We start from the raw sequence: 25,245 nt of genomic DNA on the forward strand, positions 1-25,245 counted from the left end.
TCGAAGCGGGACCAACACACCGCTATCGGCCACAATCGTCACCATGCCGGTACCGCCCAAGCAGGTCAAAGTCCTCGTCGAAGAGGACGCCGATTCCTATGCCTTCACGCACTGGCCTCAGCTGGGAGAGGTGACCGTCCGCTGGAAGGGCTCTTTCGGCTATCTGACCGGGCATTTCGATGACGACGAAAGCGATGAGGGTTTCCCGCTGGCCCGGATCGAGTACCTCGGCGATCCCGACGCCTGGGGGTTCGCGATCTACCGGGCCAGTAGCGAGGATTACGAGCCCTCGATCCTGCCGAGCGGCAGCCGCGTCGGCACGCCCAGCGAGGCACTGGAGTGTGCCTGCCGTGTCCACCTTGCAGAATCAGAGGGTTGACTCCGAGTGATCACCTGAACCCCTCAGGGATCTTTGCGGCACTGCACTAGTACGGCAGGTAGTAGGTGAGCAGGTCGGCGGTGAGCGGCGGGAAGAGCGCCTGGAACAGCTCCTTCTCCCTGGCATAGACGTCCGGCCGGAGCCGGGTCAGCCCCTCGATTCCGTGCGGACCGAACAGCAGGGCGGGCAGGTAGTCGGGCGCCACTCCGGCGCCTCCCACGACTCCGGGACTCTGCATCGCGCCGCCGGCGACGACTTCGCCGAGGCCGTCCGCGTGGACCGGGATCCGGTAGTGGGCTCCGAAGGTGGAGATGACGATGTCGCGGCCGGTGTGATCGATCCCGGCTGCGGTGAGCCGGTGCCGGAGCAGCGGCCGCAGCCGGTCGAGCAGCGCCGCGACGTCGGGGATGCGGACGTAGTACTGCTCCGCCTGCTTACGCGGTTCGTGGTCGAGGAACTCCTGCCAGGCGGCGGCGGTCACGGTGCCGGCCCGGTGGACGACCCGCACCTCGCTGCCGGGCACCAGTGCGGCGACGCCGCGGAGCAGGTCCCGCGCCGCCGCCTTGTCGCGTGCGGCGGCCTCGGCCAGGAGCACCTCGTCGCCGGGGGGCGTGGTGCGTCCGACGGCGGTGACGGTGTCGTCCTGCTCAAGGACCCAGAGGTTGCTCGCCTCGTGGGCCAGCAGCCATCGCCAGCATGCCGCCGAGTGCGGCATGGCCACGTCGAACCGGCTCTGGGTCGCGTCCTGCAGGGCCGCCATGGCGGGGATGTCGGAGGGCCGGGCGGCGCGGAGCGCGGGTGTTCCCTCGCCGGGCGGCGGGGTGCGCACGGTCAGCGCCGGTGGGATGTCGATGGCGTACTCGTAGCCGAACAGCCGGTAGAAGTACGGGATCCCGATCATCGTCTGGACGACGTGGCCGCGGGCGGCGGATCGGTGGTGGGCCCATTTCATGAGCGCCCGGACGAGTCCGCGTCCTTCGTATTCGCGGTCGGCGGCGACCAGTTCGACCTGGCCGGCGGGCAGGTGGACGCCGCCGACGTGTACGTCTTCGTCGAGGAGCGTCGCGGTGGCGACGACCCGGTCGCCGTCGACGACGACGCCGCAGGCGGACCAGCCGGCGTCGGGGTCGGTGACGACCAGCCGGTGGTCGACGGCGTCGGCCGCGTCCATGCGGTCGGCGAGGAGCGCGCCGATCTGGTCGAGGTCCGCGGGCTGCGCCTCTCGCAGGACGAGGCCGTCGGCCAGTGGCGTGGGCGTGGACAAGATGGTGGTCGCGGTCACGGCGGGACTATCGCATCACTTGGACCGCCTCGTCCATCGGATTTCCCTCGAGTCGTCCCGAAGTGACGCAATGAAAGACGACCTGCCGATCGGTGGCACGTCCGCAGCCTGTCCTGCGTGGAGCACGGCACCGCCCGCGGCCACCGCTCGCCAACAGCGGCGGGGGTCGGCGAAAGAGTCGCCGACCCCCGCGGCCTTCGCCATCGTGGTGCGCGTGTGAAACTCACCGGCAGGAACTCCGGCTGAGGCCGTCTCCGTCGCGGCCGTCAGTCGGTGCCGTCAGTCGGTGCCGGACTCCATCGCGGCGTGATCGAGCATCTCGTCGTCGGCGGTGACCTCTCCGCGGGAGGCGATCACCTCGGCCCCGCCCTCGGGCATCGCGCCGATCAGACCGGTCGAGGCCGCCTGTTCGGCACCGATCAGCATCGGATGTGCCCTGCCCACCATGCCGATCCTGGCGTACTGCTCGAGCTTGGCGCGCGAGTCGGCGATGTCGAGGTTGCGCATCGTCAGCTGGCCGATTCGGTCGACCGGCCCGAAGGCCGAGTCCTCGGTCCGCTCCATGGAGAGCTTGTCCGGGTGGTAGCTGAGCGCCGGTCCGGACGTGTCCAGGACGGAGTAGTCCTCACCGCGCCGCAGTCGCAGGGTCACCTCGCCGGTGACCGCCGTCCCGACCCAGCGCTGGAGCGACTCGCGCAGCATCAGCGCCTGCGGGTCCAGCCAGCGGCCTTCGTACATCAGCCTGCCCAGCCGGCGTCCCTCGTTGTGGTAGCTGGCGAGGGTGTCCTCGTTGTGGATCGCGTTGACCAGCCGCTCGTACGCCGCGTGCAGCAGCGCCATCCCCGGCGCCTCGTAGATGCCCCGGCTCTTGGCCTCGATGATCCTGTTCTCGATCTGGTCGGACATGCCCAGACCGTGCCGGCCGCCGATCGCGTTGGCCTCCAGCACCAGGTCGACGGCGGAGGTGAACTCCTTGCCGTTGATCGTGACCGGCCGTCCCTGCTCGAAGCCGATCGTGACGTCCTCGGTGGCGATCTCGACGGCGGGGTCCCAGAACCGCACGCCCATGATCGGTTCAACGCTCTCGATGCCCGTGTCGAGGTGTTCGAGCGACTTGGCCTCGTGCGTCGCGCCCCAGATGTTCGCGTCGGTGGAGTACGCCTTCTCCGTGCTGTCCCGATAGGGAAGCTCATGAGTGAGCAGCCACTCGGACATCTCCTTGCGACCGCCGAGCTCGCTGACGAAGTCGGCGTCGAGCCACGGCTTGTAGATCCGCAGGGAGGGGTTGGCGAGCAGGCCGTAACGGTAGAACCGCTCGATGTCGTTGCCCTTGAAGGTGGAGCCGTCCCCCCAGATCTGCACGTTGTCCTCGAGCATCGCGCGCACCAGCAGGCTGCCCGTGACCGCCCGCCCGAGTGGGGTGGTGTTGAAGTAGGTGCGGCCGCCGGACCGGATATGGAACGCTCCGCAGGCCAGGGCGGCGAGCCCCTCCTCGACAAGGGCCGCGCGGCAGTCGACCAGCCGGGCGATCTCCGCGCCGTACGCCATGGCGCGCCCGGGCACCGAGGCGATGTCGGGCTCGTCGTACTGGCCGATTTCAGCGGTGTAGGTGCACGGCACGGCACCCTTCTCCCGCATCCACGCGACAGCCACCGAGGTGTCGAGGCCGCCGGAGAAGGCGATACCGACACGTTCGCCAACAGGCAGAGAGGTGAGGACCTTGGACATGAGGACAAGTATATGCATACTCGTGCATGGCCATGCAATGCCGCCGCGCTGTGGCGACACGACCGCACACCACCACCGAGCTGTGCGGGCGCCCTACCGGCCCCACATCGCGCAGGATCTCGGCGTCCGCATGATCCATCCCCCGAAGGGCACGGCATCTTTACGGTGTAGATCACAAAGGTGATGGACCGCGCACGCCTCGGTCGCGGAGCCCGGCGAGTCGGCGACCGCCCTCACCGCCCGTGCTCCGCGACCGAATGAACGTGAAACCGCCGGATCAGTTGTTCGCGATGAAGTCCGCGACCAGCCGGTTGAACTCGTCGGCGTGCTCGATCATCGCCCAATGCCCGCAGCGGTTGAGCAGCACCAGCCGGCTGTTCGGGATGTTCGCCAGCAGGTACGGCGAGGTCTCGAACGAGACGACGCGGTCGTCGCGGCCGTGGATGAGCAGGGTCGGCACCTGGATCGTCGGCAGCAGCTCCGGCTCGACCCACTTCGGCAGCGGGGCGCCCTTCGGCAGGCCGTCCACGTAGTTGCGCAGGTGGTCCGGACGGGCGAGCGCGGCATCAGAACGCGCCTGGCACAGCTCGGGGGTGGCGAACCGGGCCTTGTCGTAGACCATGATCTCGACGAGCCGGCGCATGTTCTCCGGGCTCGCGTCGCGGTAGGCCTCGATCAGCACCTTCAGGCCCTCGGACGGGCCGTCGCCGGCGCCGAAGAGCGTGGGCATCCGGCCGACCGGCGGACCCATGGTGACCAGATGCGAGATCCGGCCGGGGTGCTCCGTGGCCAGCCGCAGCGAGGTCTGGCCGCCCATCGAGTTGCCGACGAACGCGGCCTTCTCGATGCCGAGGGCGTCCAGGAACTGGATCACCGCCTTCACGTGGTCGAGCCGGTCGACGGTCGCGGGGTCCGACTCGCCCCAGCCGGGCATGTCGACGGCGTACACGTGGAAGTGCTCGGCCAGCGCCTCGATGTTGCCGGCGAAGTTGCTCCACCCCGTCGCGCCCGGTCCACTGCCGTGCAGCAGCACGACCGGGTGGCCGGAGCCCGCCTCGTAGTAGCGGAGCGTCCAGTCCTCGGTCCGGACGGTGCGCGCGATGTCCTTGGCGTTGAGGGTCATCAGTTGATCTCTCCGTTCAGCGCGGGCGCGGCGGCCAGCAGCTCGGCGACGACGCCCGGGGCCAGCTCCTCGACGATGAAGTCGCTGATCTTGAAGCCGAGCAGGTCGACGTAGAAGTGCAGGTAGGTCTCGCGCGGGACACCGTGCGCCAGGAGGACCTGGTGGCCCGCGCCGCCGACGCCGGTCACGAACCCGCCGAGCAGCTTCGCGGACGCGAACGGCGTGGCGGCGTCGGCCAGGCCGGTGACCAGCTCGACCCGGTTGCCCATGGGGTCCGTGGTGACGAAGATCCGCTCCACCTTGCGGGCGGCGGCGAGGGCGTCGTCGCCTTCGGTGACCTCGACCCCGGCCGCGCGGATCTTCTCGACCAGCGCGTCAAGCGTCCAAGGCGGGGCTGCTCTCGGCCGTCATGGCCCAGGGGGCGCAGGGCTTCTTCGACGCCATGCGCGAGGCCCAGCGGAATCCGCCGGCGGGCGGCACCCCGCGCGAGCGTCTGGGGTGGTACCTGCAGAAGACGGGCGAGGTCTTCGCGCACCGGGAGGAGTTCATCCGCCTGCTGCTGGTGCTGGTGATGAGCAACGAGGCCGCCGAGGCGCCGGAGGCGATGCGGACCGTGATCGCGGTCCGCGACGAGGGCCGCGACCACATGCGGCACATGATCCGCTCGTCGTTCATAGGCGAGGGCGAGGACGCCGCGAACACGGTCGCGGACGCCCTCGCCCACTTCGGCATGGCCGGATTCGACGGCGCGGTCGTCTCGCTCCAGTCGGAGGACGGCAAGCCGATCTCCGAGTTCATGGAGCAGCTCGCCGACGCCATGGTGGCGATCGGCGAGGCGCTGATCGCCGGCCGCTGAGGCGGGCCCCGGGCCGGCGCGACGGTCAGGCGGTCCGCTTCTCGCGCTCGCCGACGATCGTGAGCGCGATGTCGACGATCATGTCCTCCTGGCCGCCCACGAGCCGGCGGCGGCCGCACTCCATGAGGATGTCGCGGACGTCGACGCCGTACCGCGCGGCGGCGGTCTCCGCGTGGCGGAGGAACGACGAGTAGACGCCGGCGTACCCCAGGGTGAGGGTCTCCCGGTCGACCCGCACCGGACGGTCCTGCAGCGGGCGGACGATGTCGTCCGCGGCGTCCTGGAGCTGGAACAGGTCGCATCGGTGCTCAAAGTCCGAGAGGTCCGCGACCGCGATGAACGCCTCCAGCGGGCAGTTGCCCGCGCCCGCGCCGTGACCGGCCAGCGACGCGTCGACCCGGTAGACGCCGTTCTCGACCGCGACGACGGAGTTGGCGACCGACAGCGAGAGGTTCTCGTGCGCGTGGATGCCGATCTCGGTCCCGGCGTCGAGGACGTCGCGGTACGCGCGGACCCGCGCGGCCACGTCGTTCATCGTGAGCCTGCCGCCGGAGTCGGTGACGTAGACGCAGTGCGCGCCGTAGGACTCCATCAGCTTCGCCTGCCGGGCCAGTTCCTCCGGCGGGGCCATGTGGGAGAGCATCAGGAAGCCGGACACGTCCATGCCGAGGTCGCGCGCGGCGGCGATGTGCTGCGCGGAGATGTCGGCCTCGGTGCAGTGCGTGGCGACCCGGACGGAGCGTACGCCGAGGTCGTGGGCGCGCTTCAGCTCGTGAACGGTGCCGACGCCCGGCAGCAGCAGCGTGGTGAGGCGGGCGTTCACCAGCACTGACGCCGCGGCTTCGATCCACTCCCAGTCCGTGTGCGACCCGGGACCGTAGTTGAGCGACCCTCCGGCGAGGCCGTCGCCGTGCGCGACCTCGATCGCGTCGACACCGGCCCGGTCGAGCGCGGTGACGATGCGCTTGACGTCCTCCGGGGTGATCCGATGGCGTAGGGCGTGCATCCCGTCGCGCAGTGTGACGTCCTGGACGAAGATCGGAGTGCCCATCAGAGGCCCGCCTTCCCTGCCGCGATGCGCTCCGCCACCCGCAGGGCGGCGGAGGTCATGATGTCGAGGTTGCCGGCGTAGGCCGGGAGGTAGTGCGCGGCGCCCTCGACCTCGAGGAAGACCGACACCTGGTGGGTGGGCCGGGAGGCGCCGTCGGCGAGGAGCGTCCCGACCGGCTGGTCGGCGGGGATCTCGGTGATCTGCACCTGCTGCTTGAGCCGGTAGCCGGGGACATAGGCGGCGACGTCGGCCACCATCTTCTCGACCGACCGCCGGATCTCCTCGCGTGCGGCCGGGTCCGGCGCCGTGACGAGGCAGAAGACCGTGTCCCGCATGATCATCGGCGGCTCGGCGGGGTTGAGGATGATGATCGCCTTGCCGCGGCGCGCCCCGCCGACCTGCTCGATGGCGGCCGAGGTCGTCTCGGTGAACTCGTCGATGTTGGCGCGGGTGCCCGGGCCGGCCGACTTCGACGCGATCGACGCGACGATCTCGGCGAACTCGACCGGCACTACCCGGCCGACCGCGGCGACGATCGGGATGGTGGCCTGGCCACCGCAGGTGACCATGTTGACGTTGGGCGCGTCGAGGTGCTCGTCGAGGTTGACCGCGGGGATCACGTAGGGCCCGATCGCCGCCGGGGTCAGGTCGATCAGCCGCTTCCCGAGCGGGGTCAGCTTCGCCGCGTTCACCTCGTGTGCCTTGGCCGCGGTCGCGTCGAAGACGATGCCGATCTCGTCGAAGCCCGGCAGCGCGATCAGCCCGTCGACGCCCTCATGCGTGGTCGGGACGCCGAGCCGGGCGGCGCGGGCCAGGCCGTCGGACTCGGGGTCGATGCCGACCATGGCTCCCATCTCGAGGTGCCGCGCTCCGCGCAACACCTTGATCATCAGGTCGGTGCCGATGTTGCCCGACCCGATGATCGCGACTTTCGTCTTGCTCACGACGCTGCTCCTTCGCTGAAGCGGACCCGCACGGCACCGAGGCCGGACAGGGTGGCGGTGACGGTCTCGCCGGCGGCGACCGGTCGCATCGGGCCGAGGGCGCCCGAGAGGACGACCTGCCCCGCGCGCAGCGGCTCGCCCAGGTCGCGGGCCATGCGGGCCAGCCACACGACCGCCCCGATCGGGTCGCCGAGGCAGGCCGCGCCGGTCCCGGTGGAGACCTCCTCGCCGTCGACGCTCATCGACATCACGACGTCCACCGGCTCGAACTCGTCGAGGGTGCGGCGCTCCGTCCCGAGCACGTAGGCGCCCGAGGAGGCGTTGTCGGCGACCGTGTCGCCGAAGCTGATGTCCCACCCGGCGACCCGGCTGCCGCAGATCTCGAGCGCGGCGACGGCGTACTCGATCGCGTCCCGGACCTGCGCCGCGTCGAGCGGGCCGTCGGCCAGGTCGGCACGGAGCACGAACGCGATCTCCGCCTCGATCCGCGGCTGGAGGATCCGCCCGACCGGGATCGCGTCCCCGTCGGCGTACGCCATGTCGTCGAAGAGGACGCCGAGGTCGGGCTGGTCGACGCCGAGCTGCCGTTGCACGGCCTCCGAGGTCAGGCCGATCTTGCGGCCGACGATCCGGGCACCGGCGGCGAGGCGGCGCCCGGTGAGCGCCGCCTGGACGGCGTACGCGGCGGCCAGGTCGTCCCGGCCGATCAGGTCCCGCACGGGCGCGCAGGGCACGCCGGACGCGGACGCCCCGGCGAGCCGCTCGGCCGCGGCGGCGATGTCGGACTGGCTCGCGGTGGCGAGCCCGGTGGTTTCGGTCACACCCCCCACTGTGTGGCCGGGGGTGGGCGCCGAACCAGCACTTCGTCTCGTTCAGCGATACGCTGCGGGCGTGACAGGACCGGCTGACCTCGACACTGTGCTGGGCAAGGCGGTGACGATCCTGCGCGCCTTCCGGGCCGAGGACCGGGCGGTCAGCCTCGCCGAGCTGGTGCGGCGCACCGGCCTCCACAAGGCGACCGTGCACCGGCTGTCCGGCGACCTGGTCGCCAACCGCCTGCTCGAACGGGTCGACGGCGGCTACCGGCTCAGTGGCGGCCTCTTCGAGCTCGGCATGCTCGCGTCGCTGGAGCGGAGCCTGCTCGAGGTGGCGATGCCGTTCCTTCAGGACCTTTACGAACGCACCCACGAGACCGTCCATCTCGGGGTGCGGGAGGGCCACGACGTCGTCTACGTCGCCAAGATCGGCGGCCACCGTCAGGCCAAGGCGCCCTCGCGCACCGGCGGGCGGATGCCGCTGCACTGCACCGCGATCGGCAAGGCGCTGCTCGCGTACGCCGGCGCCGACCTGCGGCGTGAGTTGCTGGCCGGGACGCTCGAGCGGCGCACGCCGCACACCGTCGTCGCGCCGGGCATCCTCCGGCGCCAGCTGCAGCGCGTCACCGAGACCGGCGTCGCGTTCGAGCAGGAGGAGTCGGCCGTCGGGCTCGTGTGCGTCGCCGCGCCGGTGCTGGGGCGCGGCGACGAGCCGCTCGCCGCGATCAGCGTGGCCGGGCCGAGCCACAGGTTCCGGCCCGAGGGACACGTGACGGCGGTGCGGGCGGCGGCGGCCGCGCTCGGCAGCACACTGCGCCGGCGCGACCTCCTCCGTTGAACCGGGCGCCTCAGAGGGCGCGGGTGATCGCGTCGGCCGCGGCCGTGATCGCGGCGATGAGCGGCGTGACCTGCTTCGAGGAGTAGCGGACGCTGGGCATCGCGATCGACAACGCCGCGGCGGTCGCGCCGGCGCGGTCCCTCACCGGGCACCCCACCGCGACCACACCCCGCTCGGTGCGCTCGCGACGTCGAACGCCGTTACGGCCACCCCTACCTCGTGATCCACCGCAGCGACCTGCACGGAATCCTGCTCCGCGCCTGTGACCGGGCGGGCGTCGAGCTCCTGACCGACGCCCACTGCACGCGGTACGAGAACATCGACGGCGCCGCCCGAGTCCGTTTCGCCGACGGCGGCGTCGACGAGGCGGAAGTGGTGATCGCCGCCGACGGACTGCACTCGGTCGCCCGCGAGCTGCTGGTCGGGGACGAGCCGGTGAACTCGGCGTACGTCGCCTACCGCGGCGCCGTGCCGTTCGAAACGGTCACCGGCAACGACATCCACGAGAAAGACGTCGTCGTGTACGTCGGCCCGCGTTGCCACTTCGTGCAGTACCCGCTGCGGGGCGGCGAGACGTTCAACCAGGTCGCCGTTTTCGAGTCGCCGAAGGCGCTGGCCGGCGAGGGCGACTGGGGAACCCCCGACGAGCTGGACGCGGCGTTCGCGGGGACCTGCGACCAGGTCCAGAAGGGGTTGCCGCTGATGTGGCGCGACCGCTGGTGGCGGATGCACGACCGTGACCCGATCACGACCTGGGTGACCGGCCGGATCGCGTTGCTCGGCGACGCCGCGCACCCGCCCCTGCAGTACATGGCACAGGGGGCGATCATGGCGATCGAGGACGGCTGGGTGCTCGGCGAGCACGTCGCCGCCCAGCGCGCCCAGCGCACCGAGGACGGCTCGGGCGTGGACTGGGACAGGGTGCTCGCCGCCTACGAGGCGGTACGGCCCGAGCACTGCCGCCGGGTTGTCACCACCGCCCGGGCGTGGGGCGAGCTGTGGCATCTCGAGGGCGTCCGGCGGCTACAGCGCAACGCCCTGCTGCGCGGCCGCGGCGTCCACGACTACGCATTCGTCGACTGGATCTTCGGTCCCACGGCGCTGACCCCCGAGGACGAGCCGGAGATGTTCCGCCCGATCCCCCTCGATTCAGCACCACTGTGACTGAGGCGCCGGTGCCGGCTCGGCGGTCTTCGTCGCCGAGCCGGCACCGGGGTCACGTCCCCGCCTCGTGGTACGACTCCAGCCGATCATGTGAGGTCGGCAGGGTCATCTGACGATCTGGAGCAGGCCCTGGTTTCGCGTCTGCGCCGGCTCAGCGAGGCGCTGCAGTTCCCTGCCGGCGGAGTCGAGCACCACCAGGGTGTTGTGCGTGCGACCGAGGACGCGGACCACCAAGCGGCCGTCGGCGAGGTAGAACGCGCTCACCTTGGTCCCCTTGACGGGGATGGGTACCTTCTTGCCGGTGACGGTGTCGACGATCGTCGGCCTGAACCCCACCGGCCACCCCCCGTCTCCCCCCGGAGCCTCCGGCGACAGCGTGTGCACCACGACCTTCCTGCCGTCCGGCGACAGGCTCTGCACGTGGTTGGCCAGCTTGATTCCCTTGGCCCGGACCGAGGTCCCGGTCTTCATGTCGAAAACATAGACACCGTCCGTCGTCCCGGTATACCCGGCGAGGTGGCGTCCGTCGGCGGACCAGGCGAGGTGGCAGACGCCGAACGTCTTGCCGACCTTGCGCGCGCCCGTGCCGTCCGCGTTGACAACCATCAGCGGCGCATTGTCGGCATAGCTCTTGGGGAAGTAGGCGACCTGGGTGGAGTCGGGGGACCAGACCGGCGTGGTGCAGGGACCTCCGGCGACGGCACCCTTGGCCACGATCTTCGACGTGCTCCCGTCCCCGACGTGGAGTTTGCCATCCAGCGTGATCCAGGCGAGCCTCGTACCGTCGGGCGAGGCGGAGAACTGCCATGCGTCCGTCGCGCTGCCGATCTTGGTAAACCCGTTACTGGGGTCGTACCGGCTGATCGGATTCCCCTTGCCCTCCTTGAAGTAGACGGCGACCCCCTCGAGCGGCTTCGGCGCCGCGCTCGTGGTCCCAACGGCCGTGGCGGCCGCACCGGCTCCGTCGGCAGTGGCGGTGCGGGCGAGAGCGGCATCGGGTGTGAGCAGCACGGGGGTCAGCAACGCAGGAACAAGGGCGAGTCCGGAAAGAACGCGCAGCTTCAACGCGGGGGTGGCGAGGATCGTGGCGGCGCGGCCGGCGATCGCGTCGGCGGCCGGAGGGAGCGCGGTGCGCTTCATCAAGATCTCCTGAAATAGCGGGCACGTCCCGGTCTGGCCCTTGACTGCGCCATCCGGGCTTGTGCACGCAGTGAAAGGCCACCCGCTTGCAGCCCACTTGATCGCCGCATGCCGGCCGCGCGCGAAAAGGGAGGGCCCCGCCGAGCTCTTGGCAACCCTGCGCGTGGTTCGTGCCCCGGCTCCCGGCTCCTTACCAAGGAGCCGGGAGCCGGGGTGGACACGCGTGGTTCACCGGGCTTGACCGGCCCCCTCCAGCAGGGCGGCGTCGGCCTCGACCTGGACGGCGTCCAGATCCTCGGCGATCTCGGCGCCCGCCACCGCGTCGGGCAGCGCGTCCTCCATGAGCCGCAGCGGCCGGTACCAGAGCCCCAGCGCGCCCCAGAGCATCAGCAACCCGCCGCAGACGGCCAGCAGCAGCCCGACGCCGCGTCCCGGCCCGACCCCGACGATGTCGCCGATCACGGTATCCGCGAGCGGGCCACCCTGGACGAGCAGCGGGCCGAAGACGTCGTCCGCCAGCAGCGGCGCGGTGAGGAACGCCAGCGGCGTCATCGACACCGCGAGCATCTGGTTGGTGGCCAGCACCCGGCCCTGCAGCTCCAGGCCGACCTTGAGCTGGATGAGGGCGAGCCAGTGCGCGTTCAGCACGCTGAGGAACACCCACGACATCAGCCCGCCGAAGGCGGCCAGCATGAGTGAGGGCCGCAACCCGACGAGCAGCACCCCGGCCCCGAAACCGATCACGAACCCGACCATGCCGATCGCGCGCCGTTCGGTGCCGCCCCAGAACACCATGACGAGGGAGCCGATCACCGCGCCCAGGCCCTGCATCGCGGTGACCGTACCCACGCCGGCGACGTCGCTGAACGACAGCACCGTGGGCACCGTCACGGCCAGCCCGAGCATGTTCAGGTAGTTCATCACGACGAAGAACCCGATCATGATCATCAGCGGGCGGCGCCGGATGAGGAAGCGCCAGCCGCCGACGATGGCCTGCCCGAAGGACTCCTCCAGGCGGTGGAACAGCCGGTCGGGGAAGCGCACCAGCAGCAGCGTGCCGAGCCCGGCGAGGAACGTGACGATGTTCACGGCCACCACGCCGTGCAGCCCGATCATCGTGATGAGCGCGGCGCCTCCCAGCGGGCCGATGAGCATGCCCAGGCCGGTGCCGAGGTTCGCCAGCGCGTTGGCCTGCATGAGGTACGGCTTGGGCACCAGCTGCGCCACCGCCGCCAGATAGGCGGGCCGGTGGAAGGCCGACACCAGCGACAGCAGCCCGGCGATGATGCCCACCTGCCAGACTTCCAGCCGTCCCAGCCACAACAGGATCACCAGGGCCGCGGTGGCCACGGCGGAGACGCCGTCGCACACCAGCATGACGAGCCGCCGGTCCACGCGGTCGGCGACCGCGCCGCCCAGCGGCGCCCCCAGCATCGACGGCAGCAGGGCGAGCATGGTGACGACGGCGTAGTCGAGTACGCGGCCGTTTTCCTGGTAGGCCCACACGCCCAGCGCGAACGAGGTCAGCGCCGCGCCGAGGAGTGAGACGGTCTGGCCGGCCGCGACCGTGTAGAAGCGGCGCAGGTCCCGCCGGGCGCTCTGACCGGAGACCTCGACCTCTGCGACCGGCTCGGGCAGGTCGCCGCCGGCCCAGCGGTCCAGGTGCTCCTCGATCAGCCGGGCCAGGGTCTCGGCCTGGTGCTTGAGGAAGTAGTGGCCGGCCCGCGGGATCGTGGCCAGCCCGACCCGCTCGGCGAAGGCCCCCCACTCGCGGTAGCGCTCCTGGTAGAGCTCGGTCGCGCGGTCGCGTTCACCGATCACGCACACCAGCGGCGCCGTGAGCCTGCGTTGATCGGCGGAAGAGTCGAGGCGGCCGCCGAACCACGCCTGGGCCTCACTGACGTCGTGCCGCAGGCCGCGCAGCATGATCTCGGTGTCGCCGAAGTCGTCGTCGAGCGCGCCGAGGGTCCGCAGGAAGTCCCGCTGGACGCGGTCGTTGGCCCAGCGGTGTGCGGGGAACTTCTTGTTCCACCAGGCCGACAGCCGTCCGGGCAGCCGCGCGTCGGGGAAGCTGCCGCCGACGAAGACGCCGGCGACCTGCTTCCCGGACGCTTCCAGCCGCAGCGCCAGCTCGGTCGCGGCGGCCGAGCCGACGCAGTGGCCGTACAGCGCGATCGGGCCGGACACGTCCGCCAGCTCGGCCACGAGCCGTTCGGTCAGTTCCGGCATCGGGAGCATGGCCTCGTCCGGCCGGGCCGGGTCGTGGCCGGGCAGCTCGACGGCGAGCACCGCCGTGCCGGGCGAGGTACGGCTCAGCTCGGCGGCGAGCGGCTGGTAGGCGGCGGCCGATCCGCCGCCGTAGGGCAGGCAGACGACGGTGCGGGTGGCCGTTCGCGGACCGGCCAGGCGGTGCAGCAGCCCGGCCGCGGCCTCGCCGCCGCCGTCAACGTGGGCGGCCAGCTCGCGGATCGTGGGCCGGGTGAACAGGTCGATCACCCGCAGCGCCGGATCGATCTCGCGGACGGCGCGTACCGCGCGGAAGGAGTCGCCGCCCAGGGCGAAGAAGTCGTCGTCGACGCCGAAGTCGTCGGCGTCCACGTCGAGGATGCCGGCCCACACCGCGGCGATCCGCTGCTCGGTGGGCGTGCTCGGCGCGACCCGCTCTCCGGCGGGCGTCGCCTCGGGGATCGGCAGGCGGGCCCGGTCGACCTTGCCCAGCGGGGTGAGCGGCAGCTCGTCGAGGACGACGATCGCGTTCGGGACCATGTAGTCGGGCAGCCGATCACGCAGTCCCGCGCGGATCTCGGCGACGTCCACGGAGGCCGGCGCGAGCCAGGCGGCCAGCCGCCGCGAGCGGCCCTCGCCGACCGGCAGCACCGCCGCTTCCCGGACCCCGGGCTGCTCCTGCAGGGCGGCCTTCACCTCGCCCAGCTCCACCCGGAAGCCCCTGATCTTGACCTGGTCGTCGACCCGGCCGAGGAACTCCACCAGCCCGGCGGAGTTGAGCCGGACCCGGTCGCCGGTCCGGTAGCAGCGGCTGGTCCCCGTCACCGGATCGGGGACGAACCGATCGGCGGTCAGGTCGGGCCGGTTCAGGTAGCCGCGGGCCAGGCTCGGGCCGGCGACCCACAGGTCACCCGGCACGCCGGCGGGCAGCGGGCGTCCCCCCGGGTCGACGACGTAGCAGTCGACACCGGGCAGCGGGCGGCCCAGCGGGACCGACCCGGACCCCGACGGCGTGTCGGGCAGCCGGCCGCCGAGGACCGAGACCATCGTCTCCGTCGGCCCGCAGTGGATCTGCACCTCCAGATCCGGACGGGCGGCGCGGATGCGCGCGGCCAGCTCCCACGACGTCGCCTCACCGGCGAGGATCAGCAGCCGGCGCGGCAGCAGCCGGGCCAGGTCGCCGTGGGCGGCGAGCAGCTCAAGGTGGCTGGGCACCATCTTGATGACGTCGAGCGGATGCGCCTCGAGGTGGGCGGCGTACTCCTCCGGGTCGGTGGCCGCGTCCTGGTCCACCAGGTGGACCGCGGCGCCCCGGACGAGCGCGCCGTACAGGCAGGTCATGACCAGGTCGGAGGCGATCGTGGAGACCACGCCGTAGGAGGCGTAGGTGTCGGGCACCAGTTCCGCGACACCGTGCAGGTAGTGCATCGCCGACCGATGCTCGATCCCGGCCCCCTTGGGCCGCCCGGTGGAACCGGACGTGAAGATCACGTGGACCAGGTGGCCGGGGGTGACGTCGACGTCCAGGGGGTCGTCGGGCCCGTCGGCCAGGAGATCGGGCAGGATCAGCGCGCCGGGGACCCGGGCGGCGTGCTCGGGGTCGGCCAGCACCACGCGCGCGCCGGCCGTCTCCATCATGTACGCGAGACGGTCGTCGGGGTAGGCGGGTTCCATCGGCATGTAGGCGCCGCCGGCCCGCAGCACGCCAAGGAGCGCGGGGACCAGGCCGCGGTGCCGGTCGACGAGCACGCCGACCGGCTCGTCGGGCCGTACCCCGGCCGCCACGAGGTGGTGGGCCAGGCGGTTGGCCAGCCGGTCCACTTCCCCGTAGGTCAGCGAGCCGGTGGCGTCCACCGCCGCGACCGCCTCCGGCGTGTGCCGGACCCGGTCACCGATGACCGCGTGCAGCGGCCGGGTCAGGTCCATGCCCATCCGGGTGCCCGCGACGATCGGCCCGTTCACCGGCTCCAGCGGCACGGCCGCCGCGGGCGTGTCCAGGTCGGCGAGCATGCCCTCCAGCAGGTTCAGATACCAGCCGGTCATGCGCCGCGCGGTCGGCTCGTCGAACAGGTCCGTGCGGTAGGTGAGCTCGCCGTCGTACTCCTCGCCGTCGTTGACGAAGGCGAGGTTGAGGTCGTACTTGGTGGTGCGCAGCGAGGCCTGCATCGGCTCGGCGGTCAGGCCGGGGAACTCCAGGGCCTGGGGGCGGTCCTCCAGGACGTTGAGCATCACCTGGAAGATCGGCGTGGTGGCGAGGCTGCGCTCGGGGTGCAGGTGCTCCACGATCCGGTCGAAGGGCACGTCCCGGTGGGTGAGCGCGTCCAGCGCCGCGTCCTTGGTCCGGGCCAGCAGCTCGCGGCCGGTCGGCTCGCCGGACCTGTCGCCGCGCAGGACGAGCGTGTTGACGAAGCAGCCCAGCATGCGCGCGGTCTCGGGGTGGAGCCGCCCCGCCTCCGGCACGCCGACCGGCACGTCGTCGGTTCCGGAGATCCGGCCGAGCAGTTCCTGCCACACGGCCAGCAGCACCATGAACGGCGTGCAGCCGGTCTCGGCGGCGACCTCCCGGATCCTGGCGGTCCGCTCGGCCGTCAGCCGTACGGGGATGGTGGCGCCCGACCAGTCCGCGATCGACGGTCGCGTCCGGTCCACCGGCAGGTCCAGGACGGGTTCGAGTCCGGCCAGCCGTGTGGTCCACCAGGCGAGGTCGCCCTCCGGCTGCCCGGCCAGCCACGCCGCGTAATCGGCGTACTGCACCCGGGGCGGCGCGGGCGGCTCGGCCAGGCCGAGCCGTGCCGCGTAGAGGGCGGCCAGTTCGGCCAGCGCGAGGTTCCGCGACCACGCGTCGAAGGCGATGTGGTGCACGGTCAGCGCCAGCACGTGCTCCTCGCCGCCGGGAAGGCGGAGCAGCAGGGCGCGGGTGGGCGGTTCGGAGTCCAGCGCGAACGGGCGGGCCAGTTCCTCCTGCAGCCGCGTCTCCAGCCGGTCGGGGTCGTCGAGGTCCTCGACCGTGATCGGGACCCGGTCGGCCTCGACCGGGGTGGCGCCGCCGTCGGTGACCAGGCTGCGCAGCACTTCGTGCCGGTCGGCGAGATCCCGTACGGCGCTTCGCAGCGCGTCGGAGTCGAGCGGCCCGCGCAGCCGCACGGCGGCGGGCACGTTGTACGCGGCCAGGTCGTCGAGCTGGGAGAGGAACCACAGCCGGGCCTGGGTGGGGGAAAGAGCGGCAGGGCCGTCGGCCGTCCCTCTGGCGGGGATCGCGGGGGCGGCCTGGGCGGCGGCGCGGCGCGCCGCCGCCAGCCTGGCGGCGAGAGCGCTCTGGCGCTCGTCGCTGATGGTCATCGGGTCTCCTCCGTCGGTCGCGTGACCGCGGTGTCGTGTCTCTTGCGGGCCTCGGCGATCTCGGTCACCGGGGCTCCTCCATGTCGGCCAGGAGCAGGGCCTCTATCTGCGTGGCGTAGTCCGCGAGCCTCCGACGTTCGAACAGCAGGCGCACGGGCACGCGCAGGCCGAGGGCGTCGCTCAGCCGGGCCGCCGCGAGGGCGGCGGTGGCGGAGTGGCCGCCGAGGGCGAAGAAGTCGTCGTGCGCGCCGAGGTCGGAACGGCTCAGCACGGCGGCCCACACGTCGGCGACCAGCAGTTCGGCGTCGGTGCTCGGCGGCACCCGCGGGGCGTCGTCGCCGGGCTCGGGCAGCGCGGTCCGGTCCACCTTGCCGGAGGCGGTGAGCGGCAGGGCGTCCAGGAGCATCCAGCGGCGGGGAATCATGTAGTCCGGGAGCCGGGAGCTCAGGCGCCGCTCCAGCTCGCCCGTGTCGGTCCCCGCCGGCGCCGCGAGATAGCCGACCAGGTGGTCGCCGCCGTGCACGATCACGGCCGCGTCGGCGACGCTCTCCCGGAGTGCGGCCTCGATCTCGCCGAGCTCGATCCGGTGGCCGCGCACCTTGACCTGGTGGTCGCGGCGGCCGAGGAAGCCGAGCGTGCCGTCCGGCCGCCAGCGGGCCAGGTCACCGGTACGGTACCGGCGCCCGCCCAGCGGGTCCTCGGTGAAGGCGGCGGCGGTCAGCTCGGGCCGCCCCCGGTATCCCATCGCCACGCCCGCGCCGCCGATCCACAGCTCGCCGACGGTTCCGGCGGGCAGCATGCGGCCCGCCCGGTCGAGCACGTAGGCGCGCTCCCCCGCCAGCGGCGTGCCGATCGACACCGGGTCGCCGACCGGGGCCGTCACCTGGATCATCGTGGAGTAGATCGTGGTCTCGGTGGGGCCGTAGGCGTTCCACAGCTCGGCCACCCGCTCCAGCAGGTCGCCGGCGAGGGGCGCGTCGAGCACCTCGCCGATGCTGACCACGCGCACGTTCCCGCCACGCCAGCCGGAGGCGACCAGCATGCGCAGGCTCGTCGGGGTGGCCGTCATCAGGGTGACCCCGGCCTCCTCGATCCGCCGGGCGACGGCCCGCCCGTCGAGCGCGTCGTCGCGGCCGAGCAGCTCCAGCCGCAGGCCGTGGCACAGGCTCACCCACAGGTCGAAGCCGAACACGTCGAACGAGAACGGCGTCAGCCCGAGCATGACGTCGTCGGACCGGACCCCGGGGGCGATCGTCATCGAGGCGACGAACGCCGCGAGGTTGGCGTGCGTGACCTCGACTCCCTTCGGCCTGCCGGTGGAGCCGGAGGTGTAGAGGACGTAGGCCACGCCGTCGGGTTCCACCGCTGCGAGGTCGGCCGGATCCACCCGGCCCGGTACGGCTTGCGCCGGCGACAGCCGGGCGAGGTCGACGACGGCGGCGTCCAGCCGCTCGGCCGCCGCCAGCGCCTCGCCCGCCGCGACGATCACCTTGATGCCGGCGTCCTCGACCTGGTCCCGGAGCCGCTGGGAGGGGTGGCCGGGGTCGAGCGGGACGTAGGCGGCGCCGGCGAGCAGCACGCCCAGCAGCGCCGCCGGGAGGTACCGGTCACGGGGCAGGCAGACGCCGACGCAGGTCCCCTCGGCGGCCGGGCCGAGCGCCGTCGCCACCCGTCGCGCCCAGTCGGCGAGCTCGCCGTAGGTGAGGACGCCTTCGGCGTCGACGACCGCCTGTGCGTGCGGGCGCCGTACGGCCTGCTCCAGCGCGGCGTCCACCACGGTGCGCGGCGCGTCGTCGGGCAGCGGCACACCGGTTCCGGCGGCCAGCAGTTCCGCCCGCTCCTCGGCGCCGACGACCTCGAACGCCGACAGCGGCCGATCGGGGTGGGCCAGGGCGTCCTCCAGCAGCCGGACCAGGCGCTCGGTGAGGACCTCGGCGCCGGGCCGGTCCAGGCACTCCACGTCCCACTCGACCTGAAGCTGGAGACCGGTGGCGGTGTCGTTGACGTAGACGATCAGCGGCGCCTGAGTGCTGCCCGCGTCCAGCTCGCCGATCAGGTCCACGCCCACGCCCTCGCACTCCAGGGAGAGCGGCACCTCCGACGGCTGGATCGACAGCGTGACCGGCGTCAGCACCGCGCCGGGCGGGCGCTCCACGTCACCGGCCTCGGTCCGCCCCGGCCCCGGAAGCGCGCGGTGGTCCACCGCGCGGGCGGTCACGGCTCCGGCGTGCCGTACGGCCTCGCGCAGGGACAGCCCGTCCTCCAGGCGCAGCCGCACCGGGACCACGTCGACCAGCATGCCGACCACGGACTCCAGCCCGGGGTCGGCGCGATCCGCCACGGCGGCGCCGAGGACGACGTCCCGCCGATCGGTCAGCCCGGCGACCAGCATGCCGAGCACGGTCAGGTAGACGGAGAACGGGGTCGCGCCGCAGTCTGCCGCCAGCTCGGCGACCCGGGCGGCCGTCGACGGGTCCATCCCGCGTACCAGCCGCTCACCGTTCAGGCGGCTGGGGCGGTCGTGTGGGCGGGGCAGCAGCTCGTACGGCGGAACGGCGCCGGCGAGCTCCTCGGCCCAGAAGGCCCGCAGGGCCTCGGTGTCCAGGGTGGTCGCCTGCTCGCGCAGCGCGACGTCGCCGATCTGAAACCGCGGTTCCGGCAACCGGATGTCGCCGCCGTGGGCGAGCCCGTCGAGAAGCTCCTCCATGACGACCCCCAGCGACCAGCCGTCGAACGCGGTGTGGTCGGTGAGGAGCACGAGCTCGGCGCTGTCCGGCCCGGACCACAGCAGGGTGGCCCGCAGCAGCGGCGACTCCTCGGCGATGTCGAAGCCATGGGCGACCGCGGCCCGCCGCAGCTCGTCCGCCTCGTTCTCCGAAGCCGGGCGGTGCTCGTCGAACGGCACGGGCAGCGGCGGCCTGACCGCCGCCGTAACGCCGTCCACCACGACGGTACGGAGCGCCTCGTGGCGGCGCACGATCGCGTCCAGGGTGGCCCGCACCGGCTCGGCCGACGTGAGGCCGCGCAGCCCGAGCCGGAACGCGATCGCGGTGGCGCCCAGGTTCTGGCTGACCTCACGCATCAGGTGCATGCCGTGGTGGCCGGGGGTCAGCGGATAGCTGCTGTGGCCCGCGTGCCGGATCAGCGGGGTCGTCGCGGTGGGCGCGGCGTCGGCGAGGTACGACGCCAGCTCGGCGACGGTGGGCCGGGCCAGGAACGTCGTCAGCGCCACGTGGACGCCGAGCGTGTGCTCGATCCTGGCGCAGATCTTGGCGGCGGCCAGGGAGTGCCCGCCGAGGTCGAGGAAGTGGTCGTGGACGCCGACCCGTTCGACGCCGAGCACCTCGGCGGTGATGGCGGCGAGCCGCTCCTCGGTCTCGTCCCGGGGGGCGACGTACTCGGCCGCGGAGCCGCCCCCGTCGGCGGACGAGGCCGGCGCGGTGAAGAAGGTCACCGCGGGCAGCCGGGAACGGTCGGCCTTCCCCGTGGGGCCCACCGGGATCGCGTCGAGGAACACGAACCTGGAGGGGACCATGTAGTCGGGCAGCCATTCGCGCAGCCAGGAGCGCAGCCGCCCGTCGTCGAGGCCCGGGCCGGACGGCTCGATGTAGGCGACCAGCCGCCGGGTCCCCTCCTCGTCGTTGGGGGCGAGCACGACGGCGTGGTTCACCAGCGGGTGACGCGCCAGCCTGCCCTGCACCTCGCCCAGCTCGACGCGGAAGCCCGCGACCTTCACCTGGTCGTCGATCCGGCCTTCGTAGAAGTAGACGCCGTTCTCCCTGCGGACCAGGTCGCCGGTGCGGTAGTGGCGCACGCCGTCGGCGTCGGTCACGAACCGCTCGGCGGTCAGCTCGGGCCGGTCCAGGTAGCCTCGGCCGACCAGCGGGCCGGCCACCCAGAGCTCGCCGAGCGCGCCGTCGCCGAGCGCCTCGCCGTCGCCGCCGCGCACCGACAGCTGCGACCAGGCGTAGGGCGTGCCGATCGGCGGCTCACCGGTCTCGTCTCTGGAGATCTCGGACGCGCAGCAGTGCACGGTGCACTCGGTCGGCCCGTACAGGTTGACCATGCGCCGCACGCCGGGGTTGGCGAAGACGCGGTCGGCCAGCGCGCGGCTCACCGGTTCGCCGCTGGAGAGCACCGTGCGCACGTTCGGGGGCAGCGGCTCCCGCAGCATCGCGGTCAGCGCCGAGGCCGCCGCGCTGATCATCGTGACCTCGTCCTTGGCGGGCAGGGTGTGCAGGGCGAGGGGGTTCTCGGCCATGATCACCGTGCCGCCGAGCAGCAGGGGGAGATAGAGCTGGGGAACGGACGGATCGAAGCAGACCGAGGTCGAGGCGAGGAATCCGGCCAGTTCTTCGGCGGTGAAGTAGTCGGCGTCCCAGCGCAGCAGCGTCATCACGTTGCTGTGTTCGATCGACACGCCCTTGGGCCGGCCGGTCGATCCGGAGGTGTACATGATGTACGCCAGGTCGGCCGGGTCGCTCGGCAGGTCCGGATCGTGGTCGGGGCGATGGCCGACGGTCTCCACCAGGATGAGGCCGCGCTCCGGCAGCCGCTCCGACAGCGCCGCCGAGGTCACCGTGTGCGACACCCCGGCGTCCTCGATGATGAACTCCACGCGGCCGGCCGGGTAGGTCGAGTCGAGCGGCACGTAGGCGGCGCCGGTCTTCCAGACGGCCAGCAGCGCCGCGATCAGCCTCTCATCGCGGTCCAGGCACACGCCGACGGTCGACCCTCGCCCCACTCCCCGGGCGATGAGCTCGTGGGCGATCCGGTTGGCCTGGGCGTTGAGGTCGGTGTAGACCGTCCGGGTCGTCCCGGCGATGATCGCTGTTCGGCCTGGAGTTCGTCTCACCTGCTGTTCAAAGGCCTTGTGGACCGGTTCGAGCAGTTCAAGCTTGCCAACCACCTGGGGGGTCTCCTCGCGATGTCCATAAAGGAGGCTTAAGTCGACGAGGGCAAGGGTGGCAAACGCGACTGCCCAAGAGCGAGCAAAAATCATTTTGTTACCTGAATGTATCTATTCGGACATGGTGCCCAATAGACCAGATTTCCACCTTGCGGGACGGCTGGCGCCGTGGGTTGTAGTGACGAGAAAGCGTTCCATGACCTCCACGGTCATCCGGAAATCGATTAACTGTCCTGAAGAAAATCGCTACGGCCCGCAGGGGATTATCAGGCGCGCACTGTCCGCTATGGGATCGTCTCCCCCACGGCACGGCGGACCCCCCTCACGGAACACCCGCAGAGCACGTCGACAGGCCGCCGCCGCACCACGGGAGACCACCCGAGCAGGCCCCGGCACGCCTCGCCGCCTCCGGCGAGCACCGCCTTTTCGTCGTCGGCGAAATGACGCGTCCGAGTCAGCCTCGGGTCAAATATGGAGTGATATACCGACGTTATACAGCGAAATGATATTGTTTTGTGCCTTCAATTCAGCAATGGCGATACCCGGGTCGGCGCGGTCGCGACATGCCATCCACATCCCGGCGTAGACCTTGTCGCGGGCGGCATTCCTTTCCGGCAGCCGGCCGGGCACCTCAGGCCTCGCCTCAGCGATTCATTGACGTGGCGAATTGACTATCACCCGCCATAGGCTCACCGTGACGATCCCCTAATGATCACCATATTCGCCGCTCGAATTGACCGTCCACCTTGACCGGGAGCGTTGAATTCCGCGTTGGCCGGCGGACGCCGAACCGCTGTCGGCCCCCGGCGCTGTCCGCGAACGTTCACCGGGTCGAGGGAGCGGAGCGGAAGGGAGCGAGGGCATCGGCCTGCTCACCCGAGACGGACCTGTGCGGGCCTGCGCCTGTCCGGCTCTCAGCAGGACGGCTCGTTCTCGGTCAGATCGTCGAGGCGGGCGGCCAGATAGGCCCGTTCCACGGCATTCTCGGTGAGAAGCAGAGCTTCCTCGTAGGCCACGCGGGCTTCCCCGAAGCGGCCGAGACGGGCCAGGAACGCGCCTCGAGCGGAGGCGGCATAGGCATACCCGGCGAGCTGCGGCTCGGCGACCAGCGCGTCGAGCGCGGCTAGGCCGGCGGCGGGGCCGATGGCGAACCCCACGGCGACCGCGCGGTTGAGTGCGACCACGGGAGAGGGCCACAACCGCACCAGCAGGTCGTACAGCGCCACGATCTCGGCCCAGTCGGTGTCCTGCCAGGCGGGCGCCTCGGCGTGGACGGCCGCGATGGCGGCCATCAGGGCGAAGCGGCCCGGTGGCCGGTGCCGCAGGGCGTGCCTGACCAGTGCGACGCCCTCGTCGATGGCGCGCCGGTCCCACCGGGATCTTTCCTGTTCGGGCAAGGGGAGCAGGCGTCCGTTCGCGTCCATCCGAGTGTCACGGCGGGCGTCTGTGAGCAGGATGAGCGCCAGCAAGCCCGCGACGCCCGCGTCGTCGGTCAGGAGCGTCCGCAGCAGGCGGGCCAGTTCGAGCGAGCGTTCGACCAGGTCACAGCGGATCAGCTCCGCCCCCGCGGGAGCGGTGTGCCCGGTGGTGAACAGCAGGTGCACGACCGTGAGGACGGCATCCACGCGAGCCGGCAGCTCGTCCGTCGCCGGTACCCGGTAGGGGATGGCGGCTGCGGCGATCTTCTTCTTGGCCCGGGTGATCCGCGCCGCCATCGTGGCCTCGCCGACCAGGAAGGCGCGCGCCACCTCGGCCGTGCTGAGCCCGCACAGCAACCGCAGCGTGAGCGCCACCTGCGCCTCGACGGACAGCGCAGGGTGGCAGCAGGTGAAGATCAACCGCAGCCGGTCATCAGGGATGTCCGGGGCATCACCGTCTCCGGGCCCCGGCTCGATCTGCTCCATGAGCAGATACGGCAGGCGGCGGCGCATCGTCGCCTCCCTGCGCAGCAGTTCGAGTGCTCGCCGCCGGGCGACCGTGGTCAGCCATGCCCCGGGCTTGGCCGGCACGCCACGGTCGGACCATGCGGCCAAGGCCTGCGCGTAGGCGTCCTGCACGCACTCCTCGGCCAGATCCAGGTCCCGCGTGACGCGCACCGTCGCGGCGAGGACGAAGGCCCACTCGCGTCGGTGCGCCTCGGCCACAGCGACGGCCGAAGCACCGTCGGACCATTGGACGCCCTGGCCGGCCTCGACCCGGTCGCGCCCGGCGGCGTCCATCACTCGAACACGCGGATGGGCCGCACTTCGACCCCGCCGAAAGGCGCCGGCACACGCTTGGCCACGGCCAGCGCCTCGTCCAGGTGCGCGACCTCGACCAGGTAGTAGCCGGCCAGAACCTCCTTGGTCTCGGCGAACGCGCCGTCGGTGACGATGAACCCGCCGGCGGAGTCCGGCCGGATCGAGGTCGCGGTGTCCGCCCCCTGAAGAGGGTTGCCGCCACGGATGACGGCGCCGTCGGCGGCGCAGAACTCCTCGTGCGCCTTCATCAGGCGCTCGAACTCCTCCGGGTTCGTCGCTGACCGTACGGCCTCGTCGTCGTAGATCAGAATCAGATACTGCGGCATGACGCTTCCTTCCTTCGACCATGGACCCGATGCCGGGCCCTCATCAGTCCGATGGATGACAACCGCCGAAATCGACAGCCGGCCGAAACGCGCCCGTCATCACGTGGCCGACCTCCTGAGGTCACGTCCACACAGCTGGTGTACGAGCTGCCGCCTTGTGATCCGTTTCTGCAGGTTAAGCGGCGAGGGCTTCCGGGAGGTGCTCCTGGCTCAGTATGCCGCCGGGGATCACGCCTGGCCTGGCCTTGGGCCAGGCCATGGAGCGGTGGGCCTCGATCCACTCGCCGGTCTGCTCGGCCGCACGGCACCCACCAGGCGGATGGGCGCGGCCCGGTCGCGGAAGGTGCGACGTGCCCCAACCTTGTGCCGACCGGTGGGCGCATGGCCGTACCGGAAGCCGGTACGGCCATGCGCCGGGCGCCTATTCGGTAGCGGTGCTGGAGGCGCAGGTGTAGGCGGGCGTAGTCTCAGCCGCCGCCCCTGCCACTGAGGTGCCGGCAGAGGCGTTCCCCGCGCTGGTTCCGCTGTCGGACGCGGCGGACGCTGCGGGCACTGACTTGGCGGGCGTCGTCGCGGCGGCGGCCGTGCCCTCCGCCTCCTTGCCGTCCACGGTGGCGACGAGCTTGCCGTCCTTCTCCGTCACCGTGACGTCGGCGTTCTCGCACGCGACGGACCCGGGCCGCGGGGCCTCGTCGGCATTGGCCGCGGCGGCGAGCGTGGTGGTGAGCGCCACGCCGAGGACACCGACCGAGAGCGCCAGCCGTACGCGCTTGCTGAACATTCAGATCTCCTTTGATCGTCGATCCGTCGGGATCGCCCCGTATCGGACAGGGGTGAATGCTGCCATCCGCCACCTGAAGCGAAGCTGAAGCCGGCCGAAGGGAT

The 25,245-nt window shown here is 71.8% G+C and carries 19 protein-coding genes; 4 read left to right on the forward strand and 15 right to left on the reverse strand.

The features are described 5' to 3' along the window. The first annotated feature begins 43 nt into the window (after nt 1-43). The gene (locus ACQP1V_RS25660; RefSeq protein ID WP_433411371.1) at nt 44-379 is read left to right on the forward strand and encodes a hypothetical protein; all 336 of its coding nucleotides are present in this window, start codon (nt 44-46) and stop codon (nt 377-379) included. A gap of 46 nt (nt 380-425) precedes the next feature. Here ACQP1V_RS25660 and ACQP1V_RS25665 read toward each other — a convergent pair whose 3' ends face one another. The 4 genes from ACQP1V_RS25665 to ACQP1V_RS25680 all read right to left on the reverse strand — a co-directional run bounded on the left by ACQP1V_RS25665 (nt 426) and on the right by ACQP1V_RS25680 (nt 4,781). Continuing rightward, on the reverse strand, nt 426-1,661 hold the full coding sequence (locus ACQP1V_RS25665) for a GNAT family N-acetyltransferase (RefSeq protein ID WP_433412446.1): 1,236 nt from the start codon (nt 1,659-1,661) through the stop codon (nt 426-428). Nucleotides 1,662-1,940: 279 nt separating this feature from the next. Further along, nucleotides 1,941-3,389, reverse strand: coding sequence for an argininosuccinate synthase (argG, locus tag ACQP1V_RS25670; RefSeq protein WP_433412448.1), 1,449 nt, complete (start codon nt 3,387-3,389; stop codon nt 1,941-1,943). A 277-nt stretch (nt 3,390-3,666) separates the two neighbouring features. Continuing rightward, nucleotides 3,667-4,512 (reverse strand): alpha/beta fold hydrolase, encoded by an 846-nt coding sequence (locus ACQP1V_RS25675; protein ID WP_433412450.1) that lies wholly within the window; start codon nt 4,510-4,512, stop codon nt 3,667-3,669. Then, on the reverse strand, nt 4,512-4,781 hold the full coding sequence (locus ACQP1V_RS25680; RefSeq protein ID WP_433412452.1) for a hypothetical protein: 270 nt from the start codon (nt 4,779-4,781) through the stop codon (nt 4,512-4,514). The genes ACQP1V_RS25675 and ACQP1V_RS25680 overlap by 1 nt, the downstream gene beginning before the upstream one ends. 140 nt (nt 4,782-4,921) lie before the next feature. Between ACQP1V_RS25680 and ACQP1V_RS25685 the strand changes: the two genes are divergently transcribed. After that, nucleotides 4,922-5,368 carry a hypothetical protein gene (locus ACQP1V_RS25685; RefSeq protein ID WP_433412454.1) on the forward strand — a complete coding sequence of 149 codons (447 nt, stop codon included), beginning with the start codon at nt 4,922-4,924 and terminating at the stop codon, nt 5,366-5,368. A 25-nt stretch (nt 5,369-5,393) separates the two neighbouring features. Here the strand turns inward: ACQP1V_RS25685 and dmpG are convergent, their stop codons facing one another. Genes dmpG through ACQP1V_RS25700 form a run of 3 tightly spaced genes read right to left on the reverse strand, consistent with a single transcriptional unit; the run spans nt 5,394 to nt 8,184 of the window. Then, complete coding sequence (dmpG, locus tag ACQP1V_RS25690; protein ID WP_433412456.1) at nt 5,394-6,419, reverse strand: 4-hydroxy-2-oxovalerate aldolase; 1,026 nt, start codon at nt 6,417-6,419, stop codon at nt 5,394-5,396. Continuing rightward, nucleotides 6,419-7,363: an acetaldehyde dehydrogenase (acetylating) gene (locus ACQP1V_RS25695; RefSeq protein WP_433412458.1), complete on the reverse strand. Its 945-nt coding sequence runs from the start codon at nt 7,361-7,363 to the stop codon at nt 6,419-6,421. Before ACQP1V_RS25695 ends, dmpG begins: the two co-directional genes overlap by 1 nt. Then, entirely contained in the window at nt 7,360-8,184 is an 825-nt protein-coding gene (locus tag ACQP1V_RS25700; RefSeq protein ID WP_433412460.1) for a 2-keto-4-pentenoate hydratase, read from the reverse strand. The genes ACQP1V_RS25695 and ACQP1V_RS25700 overlap by 4 nt, the downstream gene beginning before the upstream one ends. Before the next feature lie 70 nt (nt 8,185-8,254). On the opposite strand from ACQP1V_RS25700, the gene ACQP1V_RS25705 reads away from it, so the two are divergent. Beyond that, the gene (locus ACQP1V_RS25705) at nt 8,255-9,016 is read left to right on the forward strand and encodes an IclR family transcriptional regulator (RefSeq protein WP_433412462.1); all 762 of its coding nucleotides are present in this window, start codon (nt 8,255-8,257) and stop codon (nt 9,014-9,016) included. 10 nt (nt 9,017-9,026) lie between these two features. Here the strand turns inward: ACQP1V_RS25705 and ACQP1V_RS25710 are convergent, their stop codons facing one another. Then, a complete protein-coding gene (locus ACQP1V_RS25710) occupies nt 9,027-9,161 on the reverse strand; it encodes a hypothetical protein (RefSeq protein ID WP_433412463.1) in 135 nt (44 codons plus the stop codon). A 74-nt stretch (nt 9,162-9,235) separates the two neighbouring features. On the opposite strand from ACQP1V_RS25710, the gene ACQP1V_RS25715 reads away from it, so the two are divergent. Continuing rightward, nucleotides 9,236-10,180, forward strand: a complete 945-nt coding sequence (locus tag ACQP1V_RS25715; RefSeq protein ID WP_433412465.1) for an FAD-dependent monooxygenase — start codon at nt 9,236-9,238, stop codon at nt 10,178-10,180. Between the two features lie 105 nt (nt 10,181-10,285). On the opposite strand, the gene ACQP1V_RS25720 is transcribed toward ACQP1V_RS25715, so the two are convergent. From ACQP1V_RS25720 to ACQP1V_RS25750, 7 genes are all read right to left on the reverse strand, one after another. Next, nucleotides 10,286-11,320, reverse strand: coding sequence for a TolB family protein (locus tag ACQP1V_RS25720; protein WP_433412467.1), 1,035 nt, complete (start codon nt 11,318-11,320; stop codon nt 10,286-10,288). Between the two features lie 228 nt (nt 11,321-11,548). After that, nucleotides 11,549-16,885 carry an amino acid adenylation domain-containing protein gene (locus ACQP1V_RS25725; RefSeq protein ID WP_433412469.1) on the reverse strand — a complete coding sequence of 1,779 codons (5,337 nt, stop codon included), beginning with the start codon at nt 16,883-16,885 and terminating at the stop codon, nt 11,549-11,551. 64 nt (nt 16,886-16,949) lie between these two features. Then, nucleotides 16,950-21,794: an amino acid adenylation domain-containing protein gene (locus ACQP1V_RS25730; protein WP_433412471.1), complete on the reverse strand. Its 4,845-nt coding sequence runs from the start codon at nt 21,792-21,794 to the stop codon at nt 16,950-16,952. A gap of 465 nt (nt 21,795-22,259) precedes the next feature. After that, complete coding sequence (locus tag ACQP1V_RS25735; protein ID WP_433412473.1) at nt 22,260-22,424, reverse strand: hypothetical protein; 165 nt, start codon at nt 22,422-22,424, stop codon at nt 22,260-22,262. 284 nt (nt 22,425-22,708) lie between these two features. After that, nucleotides 22,709-24,013, reverse strand: coding sequence for an RNA polymerase sigma factor (locus ACQP1V_RS25740; protein WP_433412475.1), 1,305 nt, complete (start codon nt 24,011-24,013; stop codon nt 22,709-22,711). Continuing rightward, nucleotides 24,013-24,360: a YciI family protein gene (locus ACQP1V_RS25745; protein WP_387416656.1), complete on the reverse strand. Its 348-nt coding sequence runs from the start codon at nt 24,358-24,360 to the stop codon at nt 24,013-24,015. The genes ACQP1V_RS25740 and ACQP1V_RS25745 overlap by 1 nt, the downstream gene beginning before the upstream one ends. Before the next feature lie 421 nt (nt 24,361-24,781). Continuing rightward, entirely contained in the window at nt 24,782-25,141 is a 360-nt protein-coding gene (locus ACQP1V_RS25750) for a hypothetical protein (protein WP_433412477.1), read from the reverse strand. Nucleotides 25,142-25,245 lie beyond the last annotated feature (104 nt).

Source organism: Microtetraspora malaysiensis (genome assembly GCF_050947145.1).
In the GTDB taxonomy this organism is placed as follows: Bacteria; Actinomycetota; Actinomycetes; order Streptosporangiales; family Streptosporangiaceae; genus Microtetraspora_A; species Microtetraspora_A malaysiensis.

What these genes read in the sequence shown, in the direction of transcription:
- ACQP1V_RS25660 (WP_433411371.1), top strand. Translation starts at nt 44, where the DNA reads ATGCCGGTACCGCCCAAGCAGGTCAAAGTCCTCGTCGAAGAGGACGCC.
- argG (WP_433412448.1), bottom strand. Translation starts at nt 3,389, where the DNA reads ATGTCCAAGGTCCTCACCTCTCTGCCTGTTGGCGAACGTGTCGGTATC.
- ACQP1V_RS25675 (WP_433412450.1), bottom strand. Translation starts at nt 4,512, where the DNA reads ATGACCCTCAACGCCAAGGACATCGCGCGCACCGTCCGGACCGAGGAC.
- ACQP1V_RS25680 (WP_433412452.1), bottom strand. Translation starts at nt 4,781, where the DNA reads ATGGGCAACCGGGTCGAGCTGGTCACCGGCCTGGCCGACGCCGCCACG.
- ACQP1V_RS25685 (WP_433412454.1), top strand. Translation starts at nt 4,922, where the DNA reads ATGGCCCAGGGGGCGCAGGGCTTCTTCGACGCCATGCGCGAGGCCCAG.
- dmpG (WP_433412456.1), bottom strand. Translation starts at nt 6,419, where the DNA reads ATGGGCACTCCGATCTTCGTCCAGGACGTCACACTGCGCGACGGGATG.
- ACQP1V_RS25720 (WP_433412467.1), bottom strand. Translation starts at nt 11,320, where the DNA reads ATGAAGCGCACCGCGCTCCCTCCGGCCGCCGACGCGATCGCCGGCCGC.
- ACQP1V_RS25725 (WP_433412469.1), bottom strand. Translation starts at nt 16,885, where the DNA reads ATGACCATCAGCGACGAGCGCCAGAGCGCTCTCGCCGCCAGGCTGGCG.
- ACQP1V_RS25740 (WP_433412475.1), bottom strand. Translation starts at nt 24,013, where the DNA reads ATGGACGCCGCCGGGCGCGACCGGGTCGAGGCCGGCCAGGGCGTCCAA.
- ACQP1V_RS25745 (WP_387416656.1), bottom strand. Translation starts at nt 24,360, where the DNA reads ATGCCGCAGTATCTGATTCTGATCTACGACGACGAGGCCGTACGGTCA.
- ACQP1V_RS25750 (WP_433412477.1), bottom strand. Translation starts at nt 25,141, where the DNA reads ATGTTCAGCAAGCGCGTACGGCTGGCGCTCTCGGTCGGTGTCCTCGGC.